The 16434-nt window shown below is 68.8% G+C and carries 14 protein-coding genes; 6 read left to right on the top strand and 8 right to left on the bottom strand.

The window, feature by feature from the left end; translation table 11 throughout:
- Positions 1 to 140 precede the first annotated feature (140 nt).
- From ACWHMB_RS04365 to groL, 3 genes are all read left to right on the top strand, one after another.
- Positions 141 to 2423, top strand: coding sequence for a nitric-oxide reductase large subunit (locus ACWHMB_RS04365; RefSeq protein WP_447648446.1), 2283 nt, complete (start codon positions 141 to 143; stop codon positions 2421 to 2423).
- Between the two features lie 257 nt (positions 2424 to 2680).
- Complete coding sequence (gene groES, locus ACWHMB_RS04360) at positions 2681 to 2974, top strand: co-chaperone GroES (protein WP_377482599.1); 294 nt, start codon at positions 2681 to 2683, stop codon at positions 2972 to 2974.
- Between the two features lie 142 nt (positions 2975 to 3116).
- Positions 3117 to 4766, top strand: a complete 1650-nt coding sequence (gene groL / locus ACWHMB_RS04355) for a chaperonin GroEL (RefSeq protein ID WP_377482597.1) — start codon at positions 3117 to 3119, stop codon at positions 4764 to 4766.
- 77 nt (positions 4767 to 4843) lie between these two features.
- Here the strand turns inward: groL and ACWHMB_RS04350 are convergent, their stop codons facing one another.
- A complete protein-coding gene (locus ACWHMB_RS04350) occupies positions 4844 to 6271 on the bottom strand; it encodes a sensor histidine kinase (RefSeq protein ID WP_377482595.1) in 1428 nt (475 codons plus the stop codon).
- Positions 6272 to 6286: 15 nt separating this feature from the next.
- Positions 6287 to 6961 (bottom strand): response regulator, encoded by a 675-nt coding sequence (locus ACWHMB_RS04345; protein WP_377482593.1) that lies wholly within the window; start codon positions 6959 to 6961, stop codon positions 6287 to 6289.
- A gap of 174 nt (positions 6962 to 7135) precedes the next feature.
- Here ACWHMB_RS04345 and ACWHMB_RS04340 point away from each other — a divergent pair, with 174 nt between their 5' ends.
- From ACWHMB_RS04340 to ACWHMB_RS04330, 3 genes are read left to right on the top strand one after another with little or no spacing between them, the layout of a single operon-like run.
- Positions 7136 to 8146 (top strand): ABC transporter substrate-binding protein, encoded by a 1011-nt coding sequence (locus tag ACWHMB_RS04340; protein ID WP_377482591.1) that lies wholly within the window; start codon positions 7136 to 7138, stop codon positions 8144 to 8146.
- Between the two features lie 2 nt (positions 8147 to 8148).
- Positions 8149 to 8952 carry an ABC transporter ATP-binding protein gene (locus ACWHMB_RS04335; protein ID WP_293225096.1) on the top strand — a complete coding sequence of 268 codons (804 nt, stop codon included), beginning with the start codon at positions 8149 to 8151 and terminating at the stop codon, positions 8950 to 8952.
- A 13-nt stretch (positions 8953 to 8965) separates the two neighbouring features.
- Complete coding sequence (locus ACWHMB_RS04330) at positions 8966 to 9847, top strand: ABC transporter permease (RefSeq protein ID WP_377482589.1); 882 nt, start codon at positions 8966 to 8968, stop codon at positions 9845 to 9847.
- A 365-nt stretch (positions 9848 to 10212) separates the two neighbouring features.
- Here the strand turns inward: ACWHMB_RS04330 and pgi are convergent, their stop codons facing one another.
- From pgi to ACWHMB_RS04300, 6 genes are all read right to left on the bottom strand, one after another.
- The gene (gene pgi, locus ACWHMB_RS04325) at positions 10213 to 11820 is read right to left on the bottom strand and encodes a glucose-6-phosphate isomerase (protein ID WP_377482587.1); all 1608 of its coding nucleotides are present in this window, start codon (positions 11818 to 11820) and stop codon (positions 10213 to 10215) included.
- Positions 11821 to 11824: 4 nt separating this feature from the next.
- Entirely contained in the window at positions 11825 to 12772 is a 948-nt protein-coding gene (tal, locus tag ACWHMB_RS04320) for a transaldolase (protein WP_377482585.1), read from the bottom strand.
- 52 nt (positions 12773 to 12824) lie between these two features.
- Positions 12825 to 13316, bottom strand: a complete 492-nt coding sequence (locus ACWHMB_RS04315) for a YbhB/YbcL family Raf kinase inhibitor-like protein (RefSeq protein ID WP_377482583.1) — start codon at positions 13314 to 13316, stop codon at positions 12825 to 12827.
- Between the two features lie 36 nt (positions 13317 to 13352).
- Positions 13353 to 14414 (bottom strand): ABC transporter ATP-binding protein, encoded by a 1062-nt coding sequence (locus ACWHMB_RS04310; protein ID WP_377482581.1) that lies wholly within the window; start codon positions 14412 to 14414, stop codon positions 13353 to 13355.
- Between the two features lie 50 nt (positions 14415 to 14464).
- Positions 14465 to 15439, bottom strand: coding sequence for an ABC transporter ATP-binding protein (locus tag ACWHMB_RS04305; protein WP_377482579.1), 975 nt, complete (start codon positions 15437 to 15439; stop codon positions 14465 to 14467).
- Between the two features lie 81 nt (positions 15440 to 15520).
- A complete protein-coding gene (locus ACWHMB_RS04300; RefSeq protein ID WP_377482577.1) occupies positions 15521 to 16432 on the bottom strand; it encodes an ABC transporter permease in 912 nt (303 codons plus the stop codon).
- Positions 16433 to 16434: the final 2 nt, after the last annotated feature.

Raw genomic sequence — 16434 nt, 5'->3', positions numbered from 1 at the left:
AAACCCGAGGCCCCTCCCATCGCGCGCCACGCGCCGCCGCGCGCCCGCATGCCCGACCTTGACCGCCAACCCGGCGTCCGCCCCTGGCGCGCCGGACCCCGCGCCTGACCCCGACAACCCTCTCGAAAGACCCGACCATCATGGGACGCTACAAGAAACACTGGTTCAGCCTGATCGGCCTTTGCATCGTGATGTTTTCACTGCTGGGCTATTTCGGCGCCGACATCTACCGCTCGGCGCCGCCCGTTCCCACCCAGGTGGTGACGGACAGCGGCAAGCCGCTGTTCACCGGCGAGGACATCCTCGACGGCCAGACCGCCTGGCAGTCGGTGGGCGGCATGCAGCTGGGCTCCATCTGGGGCCACGGCGCCTACCAGGCGCCCGACTGGACGGCCGACTGGCTGCACCGCGAGCTGACCGCGTGGCTCGACCTGGCCGCCAAGTCGCAGTTCGGCAAGCCCTATGCCGAGCTGGGCGCCGGCCCGCAGGGCGCGCTGCGCGCCGAGCTGAAGGCCGAATACCGCGGCGACGGCGTGGACGCGCAAAACCGGCTGGTGGTGAGCGAGCGCCGCGCCGAGGCCATGGCGCAGACGGCCGATTACTACCAGCGCCTGTTCTCGGCCGACCCCTCGCTGCAAAAAAGCCGCGAGCACTTCGCCATGAAGGAAGACACGCTGCCCTCCGCCCAGCGCCGCCAGCAGCTATCGCACTTCTTCTTCTGGACCGCCTGGGCCGCATCGGCCGAGCGCCCGGACAGCCACATCACCTACACCAACAATTGGCCGCACGAGCCGCTGATCGACAACGTGCCGAGCAGCGAGAACGTGGTGTGGTCGGTGGTCAGCCTGGTGGTGCTGCTGGCCGGCGTGGGCTTTCTGGTGTGGGGCTGGTCCTTTTTGGGCAAGCACGACGAGTCCGACCCCGTCGCCCCGGCGCGCGACCCCCTGACGCGCTTTGCACTCACGCCCTCGCAGCGCGCGCTGGGCAAGTACCTGTTCCTGGTGGTGGGCCTGTTCGTCTTCCAGGTGTTCATCGGCGGCTTCACCGCGCACTACACGGTGGAAGGCCAGCGTTTCTACGGCATCGACGTGTCGCAGTGGTTCCCCTACGCGCTCACGCGCACCTGGCACATCCAGGCGGCGCTGTTCTGGATCGCCACCGGCTTTCTGGCCGTCGGCCTGTTCCTGGCGCCCATCATCAACGGCGGCCAGGACCCCAAGTATCAGAAGCTGGGCGTGGATGTCCTGTTCTGGGCGCTGGTCGTCGTCTGCGTCGGCTCCTTCATCGGCAACTACCTGGCCATCGCGCACAAGCTGCCGGCCGAGTGGAGCTTCTGGCTGGGCCACCAGGGCTATGAGTTCGTCGACCTGGGCCGCCTGTGGCAAATCCTCAAGTGGGTCGGCATCCTGTTCTGGCTGGTGCTGATGCTGCGCGGCGTGACGCCCGCGCTGTTCAAGAAGTCCGGCGAGGACAAGAACCTGCTGGCGCTGCTCACGGCCTCGGTGGGCGCCATCGGCCTGTTCTACGGCGCCGGCCTGTTCTACGGCGAGCGCACCAACCTGTCGATCATGGAGTACTGGCGCTGGTGGGTGGTGCACCTGTGGGTCGAGGGCTTCTTCGAGGTGTTCGCCACCACGGCGCTGGCCTTCGTCTTCAGCAGCATGGGCCTGGTCTCGCGCTCCATGGCCACCTCGGCGAGTCTCGCCTCGGCGTCGCTGTTCATGCTGGGCGGCATCCCCGGCACCTTCCACCACCTGTACTTCGCCGGCACCACCACGCCCGTGATGGCCGTCGGCGCCGCCTTCAGCGCGCTCGAAGTGGTGCCGCTGATCGTGCTGGGCCACGAGGCCTGGTCGCAGTGGCGCCTGAAGAGCCGCGCGCCCTGGATGGAAAACCTCAAGTGGCCGCTGGTGGCGTTTGTCACCGTCGCGTTCTGGAACATGCTGGGCGCCGGCGTGTTCGGCTTCATGATCAACCCGCCGATCTCGCTGTATTACATCCAGGGCCTCAACACCACGCCGGTGCACGCCCATGCCGCGCTGTTTGGCGTCTACGGCTTCCTGGCGCTGGGCTTCACCCTGCTGGTGCTGCGCTACATCCGCCCGAACCTGGTGTTCAGCGAACGGCTGATGAAGACCGCCTTCTGTGGCCTGAACGGTGGCCTGGTGCTGATGATTGTCACCAGCCTGCTGCCCATCGGCCTGATCCAGTTCGGCGCCAGCGTGAGCGAGGGCCTGTGGTGGGCGCGCAGCGAGGAGTTCATGCAGCAGCCCCTGCTGCAAACCCTGCGCTGGGTGCGCACCTACGGCGACGTGGTGTTCATCGTCGGCGCCCTGGCTATGGCGGGGCAGGTGGTGCTGGGCGTGTTCCAGCGCGACGCGTTGGATGCGCCGCAGGGCCGGCTGCAGGGCGCGACGTCCTGACCCGCCTACCGTGGCGCGCCCAAACGGCGTGCCGCTGACCTCACCGGCCCGCCCGGCGCCCGGCCCCGATCTTCGAAGCCGTGGCGCCGGGCCTTTTTTTGCTCTTGAATCCGCGCCATTTGCCCTTATGATTAGCACTCGTTGGAGTTGAGTGCTAACAAACCGGCATCTTCCCCATCCGATCGTTGCGGCCTGCCGCGCACGCGCCGGGCCGAGCAAGCGAAATTTCCTTTCATACCATCCACTTAGGAGCATCCATGAAACTGCGTCCCCTCGCCGATCGCGTGATCGTCAAGCGCCTGGAGAACGAAACCAAGACCGCTTCGGGCATCGTCATTCCCGACAACGCCGCCGAAAAGCCCGACCAGGGCGAAGTGCTGGCCGTGGGCCCGGGCCGCATGGACGAAGACGGCGACCGCATCAAGATGGATGTGAAGGTCGGCGACCGCGTGCTGTTCGGCAAGTACAGCGGCCAGACCGTCAAGGTCGACGGCGACGAGCTGCTGGTGATGAAGGAAGACGACCTGTTCGCCGTCGTCGAAGCCAAGTGATTTGCGGGACAGACCAGACGTTCGCGCAGCGAGCGGCTGCTCTGTCCCCAACCGATCAGATTCTCATATTTTCATAGCTGCTCGCGCTTGATCCACCTGCGTTAGAGCCTTTATTCATTCATATTTTTTCGGAGCCAACAACATGGCAGCAAAAGACGTAGTTTTCGGCGGTGAAGCCCGCGCCCGCATGGTCGAAGGCGTGAACATCCTGGCCAATGCGGTCAAGACCACCCTGGGCCCCAAGGGCCGCAACGTGGTGCTGGAGCGCAGCTTCGGCGCCCCCACGGTGACCAAGGACGGCGTGTCGGTCGCCAAGGAAATCGAGCTGAAGGACAAGCTGCAGAACATGGGCGCGCAGATGGTCAAGGAAGTCGCTTCCAAGACCAGCGACAACGCCGGTGACGGCACCACCACCGCCACCGTGCTGGCCCAGGCCATCGTGCGCGAAGGCATGAAGTACGTGGCCGCCGGCATGAACCCGATGGACCTGAAGCGCGGCATCGACAAGGCCGTGGCGGCCCTGATCGAGCAGCTGAAGAAGGCCAGCAAGGCCACCACCACCAGCAAGGAAATCGCCCAGGTCGGCTCGATTTCGGCCAACAGCGACGAGTCGATCGGCAAGATCATCGCCGACGCCATGGACAAGGTCGGCAAGGAAGGCGTGATCACCGTCGAGGACGGCAAGAGCCTGGACAACGAGCTGGACGTGGTCGAAGGCATGCAGTTCGACCGCGGCTACCTGTCGCCCTACTTCATCAACAACCCCGAGAAGCAGGCCGCGCTGCTGGACAACCCCTACGTGCTGCTGTTCGACAAGAAGATCAGCAACATCCGTGACCTGCTGCCCACGCTGGAAGCCGTGGCCAAGGCCGGCCGTCCGCTGCTGATCGTGGCCGAAGAGGTCGAGGGCGAAGCCCTGGCCACGCTGGTGGTCAACACCATCCGCGGCATCCTGAAGGTGGTGGCCGTCAAGGCGCCGGGCTTCGGCGACCGCCGCAAGGCCATGCTGGAAGACATCGCCATCCTGACCGGTGGCAAGGTGATCGCCGAGGAAGTCGGCCTGTCGCTGGAGAAGGTGACCCTGGCCGACCTGGGCCAGGCCAAGACCATCGAAGTGGGCAAGGAAAACACCACCATCATCGACGGCGCCGGCAAGGCCGCCGACATCGAGGCGCGCGTCAAGCAGATCCGCGTGCAGATCGAGGAAGCCACCAGCGACTACGACCGTGAGAAGCTGCAAGAACGCGTGGCCAAGCTGGCCGGCGGCGTGGCCGTGATCAAGGTCGGTGCCGCCACCGAGGTCGAGATGAAGGAAAAGAAGGCCCGCGTCGAAGACGCCCTGCACGCCACCCGCGCTGCGGTGGAAGAAGGCATCGTCGCCGGTGGCGGCGTGGCCCTGCTGCGTGCCCGCCAGGCCGCCGGCACCATCAAGGGTGCCAACGCCGACCAGGACGCCGGCGTCAAGCTGGTGCTGAAAGCCATCGAATCGCCCCTGCGCGAGATCGTCTACAACGCCGGCGACGAAGCCAGCGTGGTGGTCAACAAGGTGCTGGATGGCAAGGGCAACTTCGGCTACAACGCCGCCAACGGCGAGTACGGCGACATGATCGAGATGGGCATCCTGGATCCCACCAAGGTCACGCGCACCGCGCTGCAGAACGCCGCCTCCGTGGCCGGCCTGATGCTGACCACCGAAGCCATGGTGGCCGAGGCGCCGAAGGACGACGCTCCCGCCGCCGGCGGCATGCCGGGCGGCATGGGTGGCATGGGCGGCATGGACGGGATGATGTAATCCCCCCGCGCTGCACCGCGTGCGCTGCCGGCTGAAGCCGGCGGCCGCCGGCCCCAGCCCCACAACCCCCGCCGGCCTCAGGCCCGCGGGGGTTTTTCTTGCGCCGCGAACAGCACGCGCACGCGCAGGCCATGCGCCTCACCGGGGTGGGCCTGCAGCGTCACGGTGGCGCCGCAGCCGCGCGCCACCTCGCGCACAATGGCCAGGCCCAGGCCGGTGCCTTCGCTGCCTTCGGCCAGCCGATAGAAGCGGTCGAACACGCGCTCCAGCGCCTCGGCCGGGATGCCGGGGCCGTTGTCGTCCACCGTCAGCGCCACCTGCGCGCCGGCGCGGTGCACGCCCACCGTCACGCGCCCGCCCTCGGGCGTGTAGCGCAGCGCGTTGTCCAGCAGGTTGGCGATCAGGGCGTCGAGCAGCGCCGGCTCGGCCAGCACCCAGGCGGTGCCGGCTTCGGGCGCGTCCAGCCCCAGGTCGATGCGGCGGCGGTCGGCCAGCGCGGCCAGCTGCTCGGTGCAGTGCAGCGCCGCCGCGCCCAGGTCCACCGGCACCAGCCGCGTCTGGGCGTCGGCGTGCTCGGCCTGCGCCAGCAGCAGCAGCTGGTTGGTGACGGCGACCAGCCGCCGGTTGCTGGCCTGCATCTCGCGCCAGATCTCGTCCATGTCGGCGCGGCGGTTGTCCCAGTCGGTGCGGTGCTCGCGCGCATAGCGCACGAACTCGATCTGCGAGGCCTGCAGCGCCAGCGGCGTGCGCAGCTGGTGCGCGGCGTCGGCAATGAAGCGCCGCTGCGCCTGGGCGTGCGCCTTGAGCTCGCGCACGAACTGGTTGATGGTCTCGCCCACCGGCCGCAGCTCGCTGTGCAGGCTGCGCGCGTCGACGGCGAAGTCCAGGTGCAGCGGGTCGCGCCGCGCCAGCTGGCGCCCCAGGCGCATCACGGGGCGCAGCTCCCAAGTCAGCGCCAGCGGCGTCAGCACCAGCGCCAGCGCCAGCGCCGCCAGCAGGTATTCCAGCGTCGGCCACCACAGCGTGCGCACCATGGCGTCGCGGCTGCCGGTGGTCTTGGCCACGGAAATGGTGATGGCGCGCGCGCCAGCCACGTCGTACATGGCGCGCTCGGTGATGACGGCGCGCACCGCCCGGCCCTCGATTTGCGCGTCGTACCACTGCGCGCGATCGGGCCCCTGCAGTTGGCGGCGCGCGGGCAGCGGAAAGCCGGGCATGCCGGCCAGCGGCCGGCCGTCGGCGGCCGTCACGCTCAGGAACACCTGGTCGTGCGCGGGCGAGGCAAACAGGGCCAACGCCGCCGGCGGCACGCTGGCCTCGACCGCGTCGCCGTCCCAGATCAGGCGGTCGGACAGCACCTTGGCCGAGGCCAGCAGGTCGTGGTCTTGCACGTAGTCGGCCACGGCCGCCGCGTTGCGCCAGCTGAAGTACGCGCTGACGGCCACGAACAGCGACAGCGGCAGCAGCAGCCAAGCCGCCAGGCGAAGGCGCAGGCTGGAGAACATGCCCATCGTCCGGGCTCAGACGCCCTCGCGCAGGCGCAGCAGATAGCCCACGCCGCGCAGGGTGATGATGGTGGCCTGGCTGGCGTCCAGCTTCTTGCGCAGGCGGTGCACGTACAGCTCCAGCGCGTCCACGCCGGCCTCGTCATCCAGGTCGAACAGGCCGTCCAGCAGGGTCTGCTTGGACACCGTGCTGCCCTGCTTGAGCATCAGCGTCTCCAGCAGCGCGCGCTCGCGCGGCGGCAGCGGCAGCGGCGCGCCGGCCAGGCTGAACTGGCGCGTCTGCAGGTCGTAGCCCAGGTCGCCGCACAACAGGGTGTTGGCGCGCCCCGGCACCTGGCGGCGCACCAGCGCCTTGATGCGCGCCACCAGCTCGCGCCCCTCGATCGGCTTGACCATGTAGTCGTCGGCGCCGATCTCCAGACACAGCACCTTCTGGTCCAGCGAGGCGCTGGCCGTCAGGATCAGTACCGGCACGCCGTCGCCGCGCTCGCGCAGGCGCCGCAGCACGCCCTTGCCCGACAGCTGCGGCAGGTTCAGGTCCAGCAGCACCACGTCGTAGCGCTGCTGGCGCAGCAGCTGGTCGGCCGCCTCGCCGTCGGCCACGCAGTCGACCACGAAGTCCTGCTCGCGCAGCAGCTGGGCCAGCCAGTGCGCCAGCGATGCGTTGTCCTCGATCAGCAGCAGCTTCATGACGGAGAAATTCTAGAGATTCGGCGGCGGCGCGGTACAGGCGTCCGGGGCAGCCCGGTCACCGCGAGATCAGGGAAAACCCCAGTCATTGCGCACCTGCGGCGAAAGCTGGATGAAGGAAGGCGGTTTCTACAGTGGGCGATGTCCTCACTTGAACCGACAGGAGACCATGTCATGAAAACCCCGCTTCTTCGCCTCAGCCTGATCGCCGCCGCCCTGGCCCTGGGCGGCACCCTGCCCGCGCAGGCGGCCGACGCCAACACCGTCACCATCATGGTGGGCGGCATCAACAAGATCATCTACCTGCCCGCCAAGCTGACCGAGGCGCTGGGCTACTTCAAGGACGAAGGTTTGAATGTCGAGCTGCAGTCGCAGCCCGCCGGCGTCGATGCCGAGAACCAGCTCATTGCCGGCGCCGTGCAGGGCGTGGTGGGCTTTTACGACCACACCATCGACCTGCAGGCCAAGGGCAAGGAGGTGGAGGCCATCGCCGTGTTCGGCAAGGTGCCGGGCGAGGTGGAAATGGTGTCGACCAAGGCCGCGCCCACCTTCAAGAGCATGGCCGATGCCAAGGGCAAGACGCTGGGCGTGACCGGCCTGGGCTCGTCCACCGACTTTCTGACGCGCTACCTGGCGCTGCGCCAGGGGGTGGAGTCCAAGGAGTATTCGCTGCTGCCGGTGGGCGCGGGCAACAGCTTCATCGCCGCCATCAAGCAGGACCGCATCCAGGCCGGCATGACCACCGAGCCCACGGTGTCGCAGCTGCTCAAGACGGGTGATGCCCAGGTGCTGGTGGACATGCGCACCGAAGAGGGCACCAAGGCGGCGCTGGGCGGCCTGTACCCGGCGCCCAGCCTGTACGTGTCCAACGCCTGGGCCGAATCGCACAAGGAGCAGGCCACCAAGCTGGCCCACGCCTTTGCCAAGACCATGCAGTACCTCCACACGCACAGCGCCGAGGAGATCGCCGACAAGATGCCGCGCGACTACTACGGCAACGACAAGGCCATGTACGTGGCCGCCATCAAGTCCTCGCTGCCCATGTTCACCACCGACGGCCGCATGCCCGAGGGCGGGCCGGAGACGGTGCTGAAGGTGCTGTCCACCTTCAAGCCTCAGGTCAAGGCCAAGAACATCGACCTGTCCAAGACCTACACCAACGCCTATCTGCCGGCCGCCAAGTGACCATGAGCCCCACCGAAGTGTCCGCCGGCGCCGCGCCGGCCATCGAGTTCGACGACGTGTCGCTGCGCTTCATCTCGGGCGACGGCACCGCCACCGTGACGCTGCGCAACTTCACGATGGCGGTGGCGCGCGGCGAGTTCGTCGCCATCGTCGGGCCCACGGGCTGCGGCAAGTCGACCACGCTGAACATGATCACCGGCCTGCTGCAGCCCACCGTGGGCGCGGTGCAGGTGATGGGCCAGCCAGTGAGCGGAATCGACCCACGCATCGGCTTCGTGTTTCAGGCCGACGCGGTCTTTCCGTGGCGCAACGTGATGGACAACGTGTCGGCCGGCCCGCTGTTTCGCGGCATGCCGCGCGCGCAGGCGCACGAGCTGGCGTCGCAGTGGATCAACCGCGTGGGCCTGCAGGGGTTCGACCAGCACTACCCGCACCAGCTGTCGGGCGGCATGCGCAAGCGCGTGGCGCTGGCGCAGACCTTCATCAACCGCCCCGAGATCCTGCTGATGGACGAGCCCTTCTCGGCGCTGGACATGCAGACGCGCACCCTGATGCAGGACGAGCTGCTCAAGCTGTGGGGCGGCACCGGCGGCTCGGTGGTCTTCGTCACGCACGACATCGAGGAGGCCATCGCCCTGGCCGACCGCGTGTTCGTGCTGTCGGCGCGCCCGGCCACCCTGAAGCGCGTCTACACCATCGACCTGCCGCGCCCGCGCGTGATGGCCGAGGTGCGCTACCACCCCAACTTCATCGAGCTGTCCAAGCGCATCTGGGCCGACCTGCGCGAAGAAGTCTCCATCCACTGACCGAGCATTCGTCATGTCTACCGCTGTCCTAGCCCATCCGACCGGCGCGGCCGCCGTGCCCGCCTCGCTCAGCGACGAAGCGCTGGCGCGCGAATCGCTGCGCGCCCAGGCCGCCCTGCGCCGCCGCAAGTGGGTCATCATCGGCCTGCGCCTGCTGTTCCTGTTCGTCGTGCTGGGCGGCTGGGAGCTGGCCGCCAGCCGCAAATGGATCGACCCCTTCTTCTATTCGCAGCCCTCGCTGATCTGGCAGCAGATCGTCGAGTGGGTGCGCGACGGCACCTCGCAGGGCCCGCTGTGGGTGCAGATCGCCGTGACGCTGGAAGAAACCATCATCGGCTTTCTGATCGGCGGCATCGGCGGCATCGTGTTCGGCATCCTGCTGGGGCGCAACAAGCTGCTGGCCGACGTGTTCAGCATCTACATCAAGATCGCCAACTCGATCCCGCGCGTGGTGCTGGGCTCGGTGTTCGTCATCGCCCTGGGCCTGGGCATGGCCTCCAAGGTGGCGCTGGCCGTGGTCATGGTGTTTTTCGTCGTGTTCGGCAACGCCTTCCAGGGCGTGATCGAGGCCGACAAGTACCTGATCGCCAACGCGCGCATCCTGGGTGCCTCGCCGCGCCAGGTGACGGCCGCGGTCGTCATTCCGTCGGCGATGTCCTGGATCCTGGCCAGCCTGCACGTCAGCTTCGGCTTTGCCCTGGTCGGCGCGGTGGTCGGCGAATTTTTGGGCGCCAAGCAGGGCATGGGCCTGCTGATCTCCACCGCGCAGGGCGCCTTCAATGCCAGCGGCGTGTTTGCCGCCATGATCCTGCTGGCAGCCGTCGCCCTGGTGGCCGACTTCATTCTGACGCGGCTCGAAAAGCGCCTGCTCAAGTGGCGGCCCGCGGCGTTCTGATGCCGTTTCGCATTCGATACGATAAAACATGCCGGCCCCGCGGGGCGGGATCAGGCCGTCGGGGCGCCCGGCTCCGTTCATGTCCCCCACCGGCCTGCGGCCGGCTCCGCCTTGACTTCACTGCGCCGGGCGCCCCAACGGCCTGATCCGTGGCATCGCGCGCCGAGCGAGCCGCCTGATGCGTGACCGCCGCCTCCCGCCAAGGGGCTTGGGCGGGCAGCGCAGCGAGGTCAAGGTGGAGATGGCCGTCGCAGACGGACAGCGGGGGACAGGAGCGAAGCTGCCCACCCAAGCCCCTTGGCGCGCGTCACCACCCGCCCAGCGTTCTCAACGCGCTGATGGCAACTGGGTGTGAGTCGCGCCGATCAGGGCTGGCGCAGCCGCGCCAGGAGGCCCGCCGTCGAGGCATCGAGCGTGCTGCCTTCGGTGTGGGCCTGCAGCGCCGCCTCGATCGCGCCGGCGTGGCGCTTGCCCAGCTCCACGCCCCACTGGTCGAAGCTGTTGAGGCCCCACAGCGAGCCCAGCACGAAGGTGCGATGCTCATAAAGCGAGAGCAGCGCGCCCAGGCTGTGTGGCGACAGGTCGGGCAGCAGCAGCACGGTCGACGGCCGGTTGCCCGGAAAGTGGCGCTCCGGCGCGTCGCCCGCCTGGCCGCACATCAGCGCACGCGCCTGCGCCAGGGCGTTGGCCAGCAGCTTGTCGTGGTGGCCGGGCAGGCCGTGGGCATCGTCGCGCACCAGCACGAACTCGACCGGTATCACGTCGCTGCCCTGGTGCAGCATCTGAAAAAACGCATGCTGGCCGTTGCTGCCGGCCTGGCCCCAGGTGACGGGCGCGCTGGCAAAGCCCAGCGGCCGCCCGCGCGCGTCCACGCCCTTGCCGTTGCTTTCCATCTCCAGCTGCTGCAGCCAGGCCGGCAGGCCGCGCAGGCCGTGGTGGTACGGTGCCACGCAGCGGCTGGCCAGCCCGTGAAAGTTGCGATACCACAGGTCGAGCAGCGCCAGCTGCACCGGCAGGTTGCGCTCCAGGGGTGCGCCGGCGAAGTGTTCGTCCAGCGCGCGCGCGCCGGCCAGCAGCTGCTCGAAGCCGGCGCGGCCGATGGCGATGGCGATCGGCAGGCCGATGGGCGACCACAGCGAAAAGCGCCCGCCCACGCCTTCGTCGAAGCCCAGGCACCGGCCGGCGCCGAAGGCCGCCGCCGCCGCGCGGTTGGCGCTGACGGCGACGAAGTGGCGCGCCACCTCGCCCCCGCCCTGCGCCACGAACCAGTCGCGCGCGGACTGCGCGTTGCGCAGGGTCTCGGCCGTGCCGAAGGTCTTGGAGGCCACGATGAACAGGGTGCGCGCGGCCTGCAGCGGCGCCAGCACGGCGGCCAGCTCATGGCCGTCCATGTTGGCGACGAAGTGCAGGCGCGGCCCGCTGACGCAGCCGCTGGCGCGCAGCGCCTGCACCACCACGCGCGGCCCCAGGTCGGAGCCGCCGATGCCGATGTGCACCACGTCGCTGATGCCCGCGTCCGCGCGCACGGCCTCGGCCAGCTCCAGCATGGCGTGGCGGCTGGCTTGCACGTCCGGTGGCACGTCAACTATGCTTTTGATAGCTGATTGCGCTTGATCTGTACCGGTTACAGGCCGATTTGACTCAGAACGCCACTGCACATGGGTCACCGGGCGGTCTTCGCTGGTGTTGATGCGCTCGCCGCGCAGCATGGCGTCGCGGTGGGCCTCGACGCCGCACTCGCGCGCCAGCTCGGTCAGCAGGCGCTGCGCCGTGCGATCGATCAGGTTCTTGGACAGGTCGGCGAACAGCGACGGCGCGTCGAGGCCGAAGGCGGCAAAGCGCCCCGCGTCCTGCTCGAAGGCGCGCCGCAGGTCGAACGCTTGCGGCCCGGTAAAAGCCTGCTGGAAGTGCGATCTCAAAAGCGCCCACGCCGGCGCCTCGTCGCAGCGCGGGCGCTCATGCCAGACCCCCATGGCTTCAGCGCGCCTCGATCAGCGCCTCGAGCTTGCGGGCGTCGGCAATGAACACGCGGATGCCCTCGGCCAGCTTCTCGGTGGCCATGGCGTCCTGGTTGAGCGCCAGGCGAAAGCCCGCCTCGTCGTAGCGCACCGGCTCCAGATCGAGCGCGCGAGCGGTCTGCGGGTCGAGCGCGCGGGTGAGCGGCGCGCTGCTGGCCGCCAGCTGGGCCATCAGCTCGGGCGCGATGGTGAGCAGGTCGCAGCCGGCCAGCGCGGTGATCTGGCCGACATTGCGAAAGCTGGCGCCCATCACCTCGGTGGCGATGCCGAAGTGCTTGTAATGGTCATAAATGCGGCGCACCGACTGCACGCCCGGGTCGTTGGCGCCGGCCATCGCCGCCTCGTCCCACGCGGCGCCCGCGGCCTTCTTGTACCAGTCGTAGATGCGGCCGACAAAGGGCGAGATCAGCTGCGCCTTGGCCTGGCCACTGGCCACCGCCTGGCAAAACGAGAACAGCAGCGTCATGTTGCAGCGGATGCCGCGCTGCTGCAGCCGCTCGGCGGCGCGAATGCCCTCCCAGGTGCTGGCCACCTTGATCAGCACGCGCTCGGGCGGGATGCCTTCGGCCTTGTACAGGGCCAGGATGCGCTCGGCGCGCGCCACGCTGGCATCGGCGTCGAAGGACAGGCGGGCATCCACCTCGGTGGACACGCGCCCCGGAATGATGGACAGGATTTCGCACCCGAAGCGCACCAGCAGCCGGTCCATCTGCTCATCCACCGGCCGGCCGGCATGCGCGGACACGGTCTGCGCCAGCAGCGGCGCGTACTCGGGCTTTTGCACCGCCTTGAGGATCAGCGAGGGGTTGGTGGTGGCGTCGCGCGGCTGAAACTGGGCGAACTGCCGGAAGTCGCCGGTGTCGGCCACCACGGTGGTCCATTGCTTGAGGGCATCGAGCTGGTTCATGGCCCGATTATCCCCAGCCGGCGGCAGGCTCCGCCGGCCCAGGGCGCCGCGCTCAGCGCCCGTAGGTGGCCGTGAACGAGGCCTTGGCCAGCGTGTTGGCGTTGACCATGAAGCCCGCCAGCGCCGCCGGCGCGTCGTCGGGCACGTCGATGCGCGGCACCGACAGCGCGTGCACGGTGAAGATGTAGCGGTGCGGCTTGTCGCCCGGCGGCGGGCACATGCCGCCCCAGGCGTAGATGCCGTAGTCGTTGCGGATCTGCCGCGCCCCCTTGGGCAAATGGGCGCCGCCCTTGGCGCCGGCGTCGGCCGCCAGCTCGTGCACGCCGGCCGGCAGGTCGATCAGCACCCAGTGCCAGAAGCCCGAGCCCGTGGGCGCGTCGGGGTCGTACACATTGAGCGCGAAGCCCTGGGTGCCGGCGGGCTCGCCGCTCCAGCGCAGCACCGGCGACTGGTTGGCGCCCGAGCAGCCGAAGCTGTCGAACTCGAAACGCTGGGCGATGGTGCTGCCGGCGGCGATGTCAGGGCTGCTGAGGGTGAAGGGCATGGTGGTCTCCTTGAAGATGGCTCCCGTATGCCTCCTTTATATCCGCCCTTCCTCCACCGCGTGGCAAGCCACCTGAACCCCATCGACGCCGAGCAGCCTGGGCCGCTCGGTCTTGCAGCGCGCGTTGGCCAGCGGGCAGCGCGGGTGAAAGGTGCAGCCGGGCGGCGGGTTGAGCGGGTTGGGCACCTCGCCCTGCACCGGCGTGCGCGCGCGGCCGGTGTCGTGCATCTTGGGGATGGCGTCCAGCAGCATGCGCGTGTAGGGGTGGCGCGGCGTGCTGAACAGCGCCTTCTTGGGCGCCAGCTCGACGATGCGGCCCAGGTACATCACGCCGACGTGGTCGCTCACGTGGCGCACCACGGCCAGGTTGTGGCTGATGAAGAGGTAGGTCAGCTGCCGCTCGCGCTGCAGGTTCTTCATGATGTTGAGCACCTGCGCCTGCACGCTCACGTCCAGCGCGCTGGTGGGCTCGTCGCAGACCAGAAACTCGGGCTGGGTGGCCAGTGCGCGCGCGATCGAGATGCGCTGGCGCTGCCCGCCCGAGAACTGGTGCGGAAACTTGGCCATGTCCACCGCCGCCAGGCCCACCGACTGCAGCAGCGCGGCCACGCGCTCCTCGCCCTCGGCCTTGGTCTGCACCAGGCCGTGCTCGCGCAGCGGCTCGGCGATGATGTCGGCCACCTTCCAGCGCGGGTTGAGGCTGGCGTAGGGGTCCTGAAAGATCATCTGGATGCCGCGCCGCAGCTCGCGCCCGCCCTTGGCCAGGGTGGTGTGCACGTCCTGGTCCTTGAAGAAGAAGCGTCCGCGCGTGGGCTGGTACAGGCCCACCAGCACCCGCGCCACGGTGCTCTTGCCGCAGCCGGACTCGCCCACCAGCGCCAGGGTCTCGCCCTTGCGGATGGTGAAGCTGGCCTCGTCCACCGCGTGCAGCAGCTGGCGCGGCTTGCGCTCGAGCACGCGGTTGAGCCAGGGCGGCGAGACGTCGAAGGTCTTGGCCAGGCCCTCGGCGCGCACCAGCGGCTGACTGGCCCCCTCCCCCGCTGGGGGCGGGTTGGAGTGGGGAGCGGCGGCGCCTGCCTCGATCAGGGCGGCCCCCATCCCGGCCTGCCCCCAGCGGGGGAGGGAGAAAATTCCGCGACGCTCCTCGCTCATGCCGCCACCTCCTGCCGCGCATGCAGCCAGCACGCGGCCTGGGTGGCGCCGGCGGGCATCAGCTCGGGCCGCTCGACGCGGCAGCGCTCGAACACCCGCGGACAGCGCGGGTTGAAGGCGCAGCCGCGCGGAATGGCGTTCAGGCGCGGCATGGCGCCGTCGATCTGGTTGAGCTGCTCGCGGTCCTGCTCCATGTCGGGGATCGAGGCCATCAGGCCCGTGGTGTAGGGGTGCGCGGGCTGGTTGATGACGTGATGCACCGGGCCGATCTCGGCGATGCGCCCGGCGTACATCACGGCCACGCGGTCGCAGGTTTCGGCGATCACGCCCATGTCGTGCGTGATCAGCATCACCGCCGCGCCACGCTCGCGGCACACCTTTTTCAGCAGCTGGATGATCTGCGCCTGGATCGACACGTCCAGCGCGGTGGTGGGCTCGTCGGCGACGATCAGCTTGGGCTCGGCCGCCAGCGCCAGCGCGATGACGACGCGCTGGCGCATGCCGCCCGAGAACTGGTGCGGGTAGTGGTCGATGCGCTGCTCGGCCGCCGGAATGCCGGTGTCCTTCAGCAGCTGGATGGCCCGCTCGCGCGCCTGGGCGGCCGTGACGGGCAGGTGCGTCTGGATGGTCTCGACCAGCTGGCGGCCCACGCTGTACAGCGGGTTGAGCGAGGTCAGCGGGTCTTGAAAGATGGCGCCGATCTGCCGGCCGCGGACGTGGCGCATCTGCTCGGGCGGCAAGTTGTCGATGCGCCGGCCCTCCAGCAGGATCTGGCCGCTGGCCACGCGGCCCGGCGGCTCCAGCAGGCCGATGATGGACGCGCCGGTGAGCGACTTGCCGGCGCCCGACTCGCCCACCACGCCCAGGATTTCACCCGGCGCGATGTCGAACGAAATGCGGTCGAGCGCGCGCAGCGTGCCGCGCCGGTTGGGAAATTCGACCACGAGGTCCTGGACTTGCAGCAGGGACATGAAGGACGTTTACTATATTTTTAATAGCTATCGGCGCTTGTTGTACGGGCGCCAGGGGCATATTTCTTTCAAATTCAGGGATCAGCGCAACCTCGGGTTCAACGCGTCGCGCAGCCAGTCGCCCAGCAGGTTGACCGACAGCGCGATCAGCACCAGCATGGCGCCGGGGAAGATGGTGATCCACCACTCGCCCGAAAACAGGTAGTCGTTGCCGACGCGGATCAGGGTGCCCAGCGAGGGCGAGGTGGGCGGCACGCCCACGCCCAGAAAGGACAGCGTGGCCTCGGTGATGATGGCCGTGGCCACCTGGATGGTGGCCAGCACCAGCACCGGCCCCATCACGTTGGGCAGCACGTGGCGCGTCATGATGCGCCAGGACGACACGCCGGTGACGCGCGCGGCCTGCACGTATTCCTTGCCGCGCTCGACCATGGTGGAGCCGCGCACGGTGCGCGCGTACTGCACCCAGCCGGTGAGCGAGATGGCGATGATCAGCACGCCGAAGGCCACCGACTCGTGCGCGTTGGGAAACAGCGCGCGCCCGACGCCGGCGATCAAGAGCGCCACCAGGATGGCCGGAAACGACAGCATGACGTCGCACAGGCGCATCAAAAAGGTGTCGATCCAGCCGCCCTTGAAGCCCGCCAGCAGCCCCAGCGCCACGCCCGCCAGCACCGACAGGATGACCGACACGACGCCCACCACCAGCGAGATGCGTGCGCCGTAGATCAGCGCCGACAGGATGTCGCGGCCCTGATCGTCGGTGCCCAGCAGGTAGGTGGACTTGCCCGCCTCGTACCAGGCCGGCGGCAGGCGCGCGTCGCTCAGCTCCAGCGTGGTCAAGTCGAACGGGTTGTGCGGCGACACCCAGCCGGCAAACACCGAGCAGAAGATGCAGACGAAGGCGATCGCCGCCGCCACGATCGCCATCGGCGAGTGGCGAAAGCTGTAGCCGACGTCGCTGTCGAGCCAGCGGGCAAGGGTTTTGCTCATTT

This window comes from Ottowia pentelensis (assembly GCF_964341695.1).
Note: the sequence above shows the minus strand (reverse complement) of the source record. Positions and strands in the feature narration are given on the sequence as shown.